Annotated in this window: 9 protein-coding genes; 5 read left to right on the top strand and 4 right to left on the bottom strand. The window is 43.6% G+C overall.

The features are described from left to right. The first annotated feature begins 330 nt into the window (after positions 1 to 330). The 4 genes from IM462_RS04855 (at position 331) to IM462_RS04870 (ending at position 2685) form a co-directional block, all read left to right on the top strand. Positions 331 to 825 carry a hypothetical protein gene (locus IM462_RS04855; protein WP_287703224.1) on the top strand — a complete coding sequence of 165 codons (495 nt, stop codon included), beginning with the start codon at positions 331 to 333 and terminating at the stop codon, positions 823 to 825. A 52-nt stretch (positions 826 to 877) separates the two neighbouring features. After that, positions 878 to 1075 carry a hypothetical protein gene (locus IM462_RS04860; protein ID WP_287703226.1) on the top strand — a complete coding sequence of 66 codons (198 nt, stop codon included), beginning with the start codon at positions 878 to 880 and terminating at the stop codon, positions 1073 to 1075. A gap of 64 nt (positions 1076 to 1139) precedes the next feature. Beyond that, positions 1140 to 1421: a hypothetical protein gene (locus IM462_RS04865; RefSeq protein WP_287703228.1), complete on the top strand. Its 282-nt coding sequence runs from the start codon at positions 1140 to 1142 to the stop codon at positions 1419 to 1421. Between the two features lie 304 nt (positions 1422 to 1725). After that, entirely contained in the window at positions 1726 to 2685 is a 960-nt protein-coding gene (locus tag IM462_RS04870) for a tyrosine-type recombinase/integrase (RefSeq protein ID WP_287703230.1), read from the top strand. Between the two features lie 47 nt (positions 2686 to 2732). Here the strand turns inward: IM462_RS04870 and IM462_RS04875 are convergent, their stop codons facing one another. Further along, on the bottom strand, positions 2733 to 3290 hold the full coding sequence (locus IM462_RS04875) for an SAP domain-containing protein (RefSeq protein ID WP_287703232.1): 558 nt from the start codon (positions 3288 to 3290) through the stop codon (positions 2733 to 2735). Positions 3291 to 3520: 230 nt separating this feature from the next. On the opposite strand from IM462_RS04875, the gene IM462_RS04880 reads away from it, so the two are divergent. After that, the gene (locus tag IM462_RS04880; RefSeq protein WP_287703234.1) at positions 3521 to 4498 is read left to right on the top strand and encodes a hypothetical protein; all 978 of its coding nucleotides are present in this window, start codon (positions 3521 to 3523) and stop codon (positions 4496 to 4498) included. Positions 4499 to 5333: 835 nt separating this feature from the next. Here IM462_RS04880 and IM462_RS04885 read toward each other — a convergent pair. From IM462_RS04885 to IM462_RS04895, 3 genes are all read right to left on the bottom strand, one after another. Further along, a complete protein-coding gene (locus tag IM462_RS04885) occupies positions 5334 to 8519 on the bottom strand; it encodes a hypothetical protein (protein ID WP_287714901.1) in 3186 nt (1061 codons plus the stop codon). Further along, positions 8512 to 8730: a hypothetical protein gene (locus tag IM462_RS04890; RefSeq protein ID WP_287703220.1), complete on the bottom strand. Its 219-nt coding sequence runs from the start codon at positions 8728 to 8730 to the stop codon at positions 8512 to 8514. Before IM462_RS04890 ends, IM462_RS04885 begins: the two co-directional genes overlap by 8 nt. 243 nt (positions 8731 to 8973) lie before the next feature. Next, positions 8974 to 9195 (bottom strand): helix-turn-helix transcriptional regulator, encoded by a 222-nt coding sequence (locus tag IM462_RS04895; RefSeq protein ID WP_287703222.1) that lies wholly within the window; start codon positions 9193 to 9195, stop codon positions 8974 to 8976. Positions 9196 to 9239: the final 44 nt, after the last annotated feature.

Below are 9239 nucleotides of genomic sequence, written 5' to 3' on the forward strand. Positions count from 1 at the left end.
CTAACTCGGCTGCTACATCATCCTGAGTTAGCGATTGCGCCCGTCTCTTAATTAGAAACCATTGGGAAAAGGTCAACTCCATAGTCTGACACAGCATTAATTTATTCCTAGTCGTCTTTACTATAAATCAATTTTAACTTAGTTTATTAATTTTATATAAGTATAAGCTATTTTTATATATGATGCTGTAATAATGCAAAATGTTTAATACTTTCTATATTGACTTTTCAAAATGAATTTGACATAATAGTAAACATAGAGAAAGACGACCACTCCCAACTGCAAATTAGTGTGATCGCCTTTCCGTTAACCCTTATTAGGTCTAAAACAATGGTACAACTAATCGAAGCAATGGCAACCGACCGCGCCCGCCGCGTTAACACTAAATACGGTGAGAGAACCGTTATCGACTGTGTAAGACGTGATAACGGGGAAAAAGTGACCGTATGGCGCGGTGGTGATGATGAATACTCTCAAAAGCACGTCATCCGGAATGCTCGGCTAACCCTCACCCTCGATAACAAGGGTAAATATAGCCTTGTCGAGGATCCCAACTTAGTCAGTCTGGGCCAACCCTTACCTGAAACCGTACCCGTGAAACCATTCCACAACTACGATCACAAAATCGAGAAAACAAGCGAGAAACATAACGAGAGCGAGTTATCACCCAATCAAAAGCGAGAAATAGCCCAATACATCCAAGAAATGGCGAAACTTTACGGGTTTTGTTTGCAACAAGCTGACGGGTTAGGAGTAGAAGGGGAAGACCGCCGCGCCGTTGCCACGACCTTGTTTATCGGCGCTCAAAAAAAATTCGGGCTGTAAGTAATTAGTAACCGGGGGGTTAAATTCCCCCTTAAATTAGGAGTAGAAAAAGATGACAAAACTCAAAGAATTTACTGGAATACTTGAGATAAAACTCGAAGTAACCCTACCCGCTTCTAGCAAAAAAGAAGCCTTAGAATTGCTTGAAAATATCTACCCAGCTATCTCTCTTAGTTATGGAGATGAGATGCCCAATCTGCTTGATTGGCGAGATAATATCGACTATGCAGATTGGGAATTAGAGGATTAATTATCAGTTATCAATTATCAGTTATCGGCTGTCAGTAATTAAACCACACCCTAAGAGTAGAAAAATGTCAGATTGGAAAAAACAATTTATTTTGATTTCCGAGTGTGATCTTGAGGGAAAAGTTTCTCTTTATTTTGAACAAATAGAAAGACGTGGAGAATCAGTCAAAGTTTTAGTAGTCGATTTTTTCGACGAATCGATCGCATCTAAGTTTTGGGACCAAAGAGCGTATCTAGTGAGCGCCGCCCGACAAATGGGGTTAAGTCAGTTTTGCTTAGTTAAGGTCTGTGGGAATCGCCGCTACGGACTCGCGATGATGGGGGTGGAAGATTACCCGGTAAGGTAAATCGGCTCTAGAACCTGGCCAAATTTTGCCGGTCTCGATCTGCTTTTCAATCGAGACCGGCATCTGAGAACCTGCTAAGTAGTCATTTCAGATAAGTCTGATACACTCTAGACCAGTTAAACCCTTATGAACTCTGGCATTGATAGTTTCAATCTTAATTGAAATGACTATAGTTTCAATCCCCCGACTGATTGCGACGGTCGGGGGATTGTCTGACTCCTAACTCCTGACTCCTAACCATCGGCTAAGGCTGAAAAAAGGGGGATAATCAGGGGAATCTGTTGATAATAAACCTTTTCGCTATATGTCAGATAACCTTGTACTACTTAACTCTAGACTTTCCCATTTAACCCCGGTTCCCACTGTTACCGATTGGGGAAGGGTTCTATCTGATTGGTTAGCTACTAAGCGCTCACCCCACACTCAAAGGGTGTACCGGCGTGACATTGAGAATTTTCTCTCAGATATTAATCTGGAATTGGGGAAGTTTCTATCGCTCGATCGCCATGGTGCTTATGCCCTAGTTTCCCGCTATAAAGGGGAATTAATTCAAAAGGGGTTAAAATCGGCCACAATTAACCGACGGTTAGCCGCTATCAAGTCTTTAGTCTCATTCTCTTATAATTGCGGTCACTGTGATTTTATGCTTGAGTCTGTTAAGGGAGAAAAAATATCATCATACCGTGACACTTCCGGGGTTGATTCTGAGACATTCAAACAAGTCCTATCGGCTATTGACCGGGGTTCCCTTAAGGGAGTAAGGGATTATGCACTCCTAATCCTTTTATGGTCTAACGCGCTCCGGCGATCGGAAGTGTCTAAGGCCAATATTTCTGACTTTGACCAAAAGTCTAAAACCCTGAGAATTTTTGGGAAGGGAAGGGGGAATCAATCGGAGATTATCTCTCTTGGCAGTGGCACGGTCACAGCAATTGAGTCATGGCTGTCAGCAAGGGGTGAGCATCAACCCGATAAGGCTTTATTTTGTTCTGTGAACATCGGCTATAAAGACGGCCGCCTATCTACTCAGGGAATTTACAATATTGTGAGCGATCGCTGTCAGGCCGCAGGCATAACTAAGGCTATGAGTCCTCATAGAATCAGACACAGTTCTATCACAGCGGCCCTAGAGGCTACCGGGGGAGATGTTCGCAGGGTACAAAAGTTATCGCGCCATAGTTCACTCAATACCTTGTTGATCTACGATGACAATCGCAAAAATCATCAAGGGGAAGTGACCGATATTCTCGATGGTTTAGTTTAGAGGATTGCACCCGACCGTCGCGATCGGTCGGGGTGATTGTCGCTTTTTTAATTCAGATCAGCCTCTGAGATGCCAGACTCGATTAATCGGTGAATCAGGATAAATTTAGTCCCTTTTGTAGCAAGCGATCGAGACTTCGCCAGTTTTCGCAGTTCATTGATTCCTAGCTTGTTTAGGATTGCCTCAATGTCACTCACACCAATTACTAGAGACTCAATATCAATGGCGTGATTGTGACCGTTCCCATTGTGACCATTCCCGTTGTGACCGTTCTCGATCGCATCATCCGATGGTTCCGGTTCGGGATCGGGATCGGCGCTTGCCAGTAAGGGAATGTCAGCATCATCGGTAAACAGCGAGATTAGGGCATCCTTAAAGGTTTCTCGTTCTGATGGGCTAATTGCCTTGATCATTGCCAGTGCCGTCCGGACTTGTTCGATCGCACTCTCGGAAGCATTTTCGGCACTGCCTAACTGCTGTTGATACTGCTCTAACTCAAGCTTTTCGATCCGTAATGCTTCGATCCGTGCCTGTAAGTCCTCGATTTCATGGGAAATGTTAGCAATCGTTGCATTAACTTCGTTAATCTTGGAAGCGAATAACATATCTTTAATCCTCTTTAGTTTTCTAGGTTCTGTGGGGTTTTCTGTGGTGTTCTCTCAACCCCTTATATCTCTATAATACCCTAGTCACTTACCTAAGTCAACTACCCATTAATCAGACTTTACTAGGTAATTGACTACAAAACATTACTATATCTTATAGGTCACTTACTAGGGTAAGGTATTAGGGTAAGGTATTAGAATAGAAAAGTAATCGGCTAGGTAACTTACCCATGAGTACAAACAACAAGGCTGTAACCTGCTATCTACCAAAGGAAATCGAGTCTTTCATTACTGGGTACTGTAATGAGTACGGTATCACCCGTAAGGATAAGGAAGGGGTGATCTACCCTTCTCTTGGCACTGGAATCATTGAGTTATTAAAGCTTCTCGCTTATAACCCTGAGTTAGTGAGTAGTCCTATACTCGATACCGTACCTAGTAAATTTAGTGAGGATGCGATCGAAAAAAAGATCGATGAGATTCTCGAAAAAAAGCTTAATTCGCCTGATACCGTCCCTAGTCAGTTACCTGACTTAGACGGTAAAGTAGAGAGTATCATACTTGATAAGTTACCTAGTATGATACCTGAGTATTTACCAAGTGATTTACTGGCACGGATTGAAAACATGGAGAGACTGCTAAGGTTACAGCAATCGGCTTCGATCGCTTCCCCAATTCCCACCATTGAGGAACCTTCCCCCCTTCCCCCTCTGGCCCGACCGGCGATCGATTCCCTACCCGGGGACACTTCCCCCGATGAACCGGACCGACCAGCGATCGAAACCGTGACCCCGGAAGTTTCACCCTCACCACCGTCACCACCGGGAACGGACGCGATCGCTTCCATCGATGGAACGGTTGAGACTGTTAATACTTCCCCCCTTCCCCCCGATAAATTGGGTGAGGGTGACATTTTCCCACCCTCACCACCGGACCGACCAGCGATCGAGGACTCGGAAAAAAAGATTATCCCCTTGCCAGATACTTTAATCGTTTCCCCCATAACCGATAAAACCATCGATCAGAATGCGATCGAGGTTCCATCGGCTAAAAAAGGATTAACTGACAGCGAATTAGCCCGGGAATTAGGGATCGATAAATCAAATATTACGAGATGGAAAAAAAAGGGGCATCCTACTCCTAAATATAAAAATCAATGGGAACTTCGCGGTCGGTTTTGGTACAATAAAGATCAAGAAAAGGATTAGTTAATCCTGAAAAGATGACAAAATTTTGTCATCTTTTTTGCTTAGTTTACGAGAGGATTTTAGGTTAGGGAATGATCGGCTGTCCTTCCACTTCCCGTTACTTCCCGCTTAGTCCCATTTTTCTCACTAAAAAAGATAGGAAAATCCTGTTTTTTCTAGGCCGTACTAAAAATATTTCTTATTGTAATACAACGTACTACAGTTTTCTAGAATGGCAAAATTTTGCCATTCTAGGGACATTAAATCGGGTGATCGGTTCCGGTGAAAGGTCCTCTCTTGATAGCATGGCGAAGCCGTAAGGGGAATTTAGCAGATTGATTAGAATGTATCTCGATATATCACACTGTCTCGCTGCGCTGACAAGGATCGAGCGGCTTTTCCACAGTTTAGCGGCTCGTTCGGGGGAATCTACATTTAGTGCTAAAACGAGCGTCGCACCCCCATAAAGATCGACATATTGGTAGCGTATTTCATCGGGGGTTAACTCACATTCAGAAATCGCGATAAATTGTTTTTTCTGTTTGGTTGTTATGGTGTGTTTTGTCATTTCTTGCAAAGGTATAGATTAGCTTTAAAACACTTTGTAGGGCAAAATACCCAATATTAAGGGATATAAGGGCATTTTCTTAATGGGGTTAGATTAGCGTTGAACCACTGTGATTTTATGCCGTGGGGAAACCTGGACTTTAAGGCTTTTCACTATCTTAATTTAATTATTTATTTTTTGGGTTTTTATCACTTTTCTACTTCTATTTTATCTTTTTTTTAAGGGTAAAATAATCCTATCACTGTCACTTTTTGCCAGTGTAAAATCGGTATTTTCCCTATTTTTTGCCTATTCAGCGATCGCTAAAAGCTGATTAAGAAGCTTGTCTCTTATCGGAATAGGTATAAATCCCCATAAATTTGACCACTGACTGCGATCGAAGACCTCTAGGAGGGCCTCAAATTCCGTTAGGAGTGAATCATCACTAGAGGCCGCTAGGTAAGCCGTAGCATCATCAAATAAGCCTATCTCGCTCTCAGTAAGGTTTTCCGCTTGGCCACATTTACTATATGGGTTACTTATAGCAATTGTGGCCAAGATTTCATCTAAGAACTCCCGGCACCGATTGATCGTAGTCCGTGCCATGCCGGTTACAGTAGCGATCGCACGTTCGGTTATTTTTTCCCCGCTTTCCCATAACTGATTAGCAGCCTCACCTATTAGCCGTTTAGTCCTCTCGCTGACACTTTCAGCATCCGGGGTTATCTCGTGGGCCTTGACCTGCTTAATCTGGTTAGGGGGGATAAGGCCGCTAAAATCATAATCGGTCAAGAGAATAATCTCAAACCGACGATCCGGGTAAAGATTGGCCCGCGGCCTCCCCGTCTCTTGTTGAATGACTCTCAAAATTTGATGATGGACATAGCGGTTAAAACCCTCACCATAGGGGTCATTCCCCGTGCTAATAGCGTAGTCATGCCTTAGTGACTCAAGGTTAGGGCATGGTAAACCATCGATGATTAATCTAGTAACACCAGTGATTAAGTTAGTTCCCTGAGAATTGACAAAATGTCTTAGGCTTGTCTCATCCCCATCATCCTTACAGTGAGACTGGAATCGGATGACAGCCGTGTTATCGGGGTCATTTTCCCGATAATGGTCAAGGATAGCCTTAGATCGGCGCTTTTGACCTTCCCCTCGATTGATACCCATTCGGCCAAGGTCGGTTACTTGGATAAAATCTATATTCTGTGGAATATCCCCCCCGGTAGTAATCAGATCAATATTTAGCCCGGTGCGGGCCTCAAGATTTTCGATCGATTCCGTGGCCGATAGGAAGATGACCTTAGCGGCCTCACCTATAATCGCTAAGAATCTAGAATCAACAAAAGATACCGATAAAATACCATGATTAAGCGATAAATAGCCTTTTCCTTGCAAAGCAAGGATTAATTCAGGTATCCACTGCTTAAGCGTCTCATTTTCTGCTTTTTCCGCTAGATTTCTGTCACTTTCAGCGAATGCCCGGCGAACCGATGCCGGCATATCATCTATGTCTTGGCCGTTCTCACTGAATGGGTCAAGGAAAGATAAATCAGGGGTTAACGCTTCTTTTAGCTTGATTAAATCGAGATTGCTAGGAATTAATCCTAAAAGCTTCTCTCTAATGATTTTACCGTCAAAACCATAGCGATTAGGCTGTTTTTCCGAGAGAAGCTTCTTAATGGTAATCAGTAAAGGCTTAAGAGATAGGAATAGATCATTATCATCCTTTTCCGCTAAGGCCTCAATCGTATCCTTAATATCTTTTTCCCCTACCTTAACTATTTTGGTAGTGTTAAAAGATAGTTCACTTTCCTCAAAAATTAGGGCTGTATTCCCATAGTTAAACCCATTTTCAGGATCGAGAGACTTAGGCAGTGGTAAGCTTGCCGGGTGAGCTATTAATCGCTTAGATTGCAATGCAATGGCACGCTTTTGTAGATAATCATAATCCCCCTTACCCGACCGGCATAATTCTAAAAATTGGCAACCCTGACAGATAGTAGCTGATTCTAACCCGTGGCTTATATTCTGATTAGCTAAGGCTGCGTGAGTATAGGGCCGAGCGCAATTAGACCTTAAGTTTTTCTCTTGATACCTATCGAGTGAGTCTTTCCTTTTTCGTGTTCTCACTTCCCCCAATTCGTTACGGTATAAGCCAGCGTGACGACCCTCTAATAAAGACCATTGTTTTAACGTTGGGGTTGAGACATTTCGAGGGTCATTGGTAATATAAAAAATGTCGTTAACCCCTAGCTTGTCAGGGTTTAGCGTGCCTGCATCGTGGCTTTTTCCGCTTCCAGTGGGAGACGTATCGAGAATATATTTACCCGATGCCCATTCATTTAATCGATTAGAGCGATCATATATTTTTGCCTCTCGTTTAGTCGGTAAGGGTAAAGGTAAGCTTTTTCTGGTTTTTTTCCTGTCTCTCGCTACTAATCTTTTAACCTTTTCCCAGAATGGTAAAGGATCGCTTTTTCCCATTTCAAGGAATTGGCTAGGCGTGATAAATTCGATTGATTCCAGATTCCCTATCTCATCAATATCATCATCATCTTTGGTTTTTTGACCCCACCATGCGACTAATACCGACTTCCCTAGAGATTCCAAAAATTTAATCTCTTTAGACCATCTCAGCATCACTTGAGGGTTATTTATGTCCCCCGCGTCCGGGCATAAAATTAATTGTCGATAGGGTCCGATCGCTTCTTTAACCTGATTAGCAGCACCTGAGAAATGCCCACTGGCCGCGCCTATGGCATTGATACCGTGTTTATGGGCAGCGACAAAAGGTTTAAGTATCCCCTCACTTAACCAAACTTGACCGTTATCCTTGCCATTGGGGATAACTGTTATGGGTAATTCACCATCGGCTAAATGGCTAGAAGATAAACCCTTGGCCCATCGGTACTTAGAATCGGTAACATTCTCTAACCTAATCTGGTATCCGATCGCCCGGCCCTCGCTATCAAAGGCAAGGCAAGCGATACCGTCCCCACTGGCCGCTATTTTCCCATTAATCACCCCGGGAAGATTGGGGGGGACATTTATCTTGACGGGATCGTTCCGGTAAATGCTGAAAAACAGTCCTGACTCTATCTGACTGAGAGTCAGCCCTCTATCGAGTAAAGCCTTTTGATGCCGGCGTGACAGCCCTAGCGATTGGGATAGATTCCTTAGAGCCTTGTCACGGTCTGGAATAGGTAGCGAGTTCTTAGCGTGTTCTTTTTGCCGTTCTAATCGGCTGCGTTCCCTCTCTAGTTTTTTCGCTTCCCATTCCGTGCGATCGAATGCTTCGCTTTTTCTGGGAACAAATTTTCCCCACACCCCATTACTGGCAACCCCCAGATAATCCCATTCTGGATGCTGTGGATCGAAGTCGATGTGAGAATGGCATAGAATCAATTTCCCATCGGTAGAGTACCGACAATCGGGGGAAGCTTCCCCACATACCGGGCAAGGGTTAGAGCGGTTAAAACTCTTAAGCATCGCCGCGACCTCCCTTGTCATCCTGAGAGGCATTGCCAGCGCGATCGGCTAGGGTCAAAATCCCATAAACCAGTGGCCGCAATGGTTCTGGTTTGTGGTAAAATTTATTAGGGGAAACCGCTAAAAACGATTTTTGGGGAGAGGGGAAATCTTCAAAATTGCCCGTCGGTACAGGGGAATTCTCGACTACTGGATCGATTTGATTTAACATTGATATTGTAAATTTTGTATTTGGTCCTGAACACCTACCAAAATGTTCAGGCTTTTTTTTTGGTCAATCGGCTAGTGGCAAAATTTTGCCGGTGGGATGCCGTTAGGCTTGCTGTCAGTCAATTATACAGCTTTAGACATGGCAAGCAAAACAGTCAACAAACTCGATCTTTATGGTACAAGTGTGTCAGTTCGATAGTAGGCGATCGCTAAGTCTTCACGGGTTACGAGTCAGGGTTAAGGGTTAGGGGTTAGGGAAGTCGTCAAGGGTACAGTCCAGAAGTTGACACAGCTTCTTAAATTGGGGAATTGTCAAGGAAGGGGTAGAAACAGACCGTTCCCAATTGCTAACGGTTTGTTTTGTCACGCCTAACTCGGCTGCTACATCATCCTGAGTTAGCGATTGCGCCCGTCTCTTAATTAGAAACCATTGGGAAAAGGTCAACTCCATAGTCTGACACAGCATTAATTTATTCCTAGTCGTCTTTACTATAAATCAATTTTAACTTA

The organism is Microcystis sp. M144S2 (assembly GCF_020246065.1).
Taxonomy (GTDB): domain Bacteria; phylum Cyanobacteriota; class Cyanobacteriia; order Cyanobacteriales; family Microcystaceae; genus Microcystis; species Microcystis ichthyoblabe_A.

Excerpts from the sequence above, each read along its gene's own strand:
- IM462_RS04855 (WP_287703224.1), top strand. The coding sequence starts at position 331 with ATGGTACAACTAATCGAAGCAATGGCAACCGACCGCGCCCGCCGCGTT.
- IM462_RS04860 (WP_287703226.1), top strand. The coding sequence starts at position 878 with ATGACAAAACTCAAAGAATTTACTGGAATACTTGAGATAAAACTCGAA.
- IM462_RS04865 (WP_287703228.1), top strand. The coding sequence starts at position 1,140 with ATGTCAGATTGGAAAAAACAATTTATTTTGATTTCCGAGTGTGATCTT.
- IM462_RS04870 (WP_287703230.1), top strand. The coding sequence starts at position 1,726 with ATGTCAGATAACCTTGTACTACTTAACTCTAGACTTTCCCATTTAACC.
- IM462_RS04875 (WP_287703232.1), bottom strand. The coding sequence starts at position 3,290 with ATGTTATTCGCTTCCAAGATTAACGAAGTTAATGCAACGATTGCTAAC.
- IM462_RS04880 (WP_287703234.1), top strand. The coding sequence starts at position 3,521 with ATGAGTACAAACAACAAGGCTGTAACCTGCTATCTACCAAAGGAAATC.
- IM462_RS04885 (WP_287714901.1), bottom strand. The coding sequence starts at position 8,519 with ATGCTTAAGAGTTTTAACCGCTCTAACCCTTGCCCGGTATGTGGGGAA.
- IM462_RS04890 (WP_287703220.1), bottom strand. The coding sequence starts at position 8,730 with ATGTTAAATCAAATCGATCCAGTAGTCGAGAATTCCCCTGTACCGACG.
- IM462_RS04895 (WP_287703222.1), bottom strand. The coding sequence starts at position 9,195 with ATGCTGTGTCAGACTATGGAGTTGACCTTTTCCCAATGGTTTCTAATT.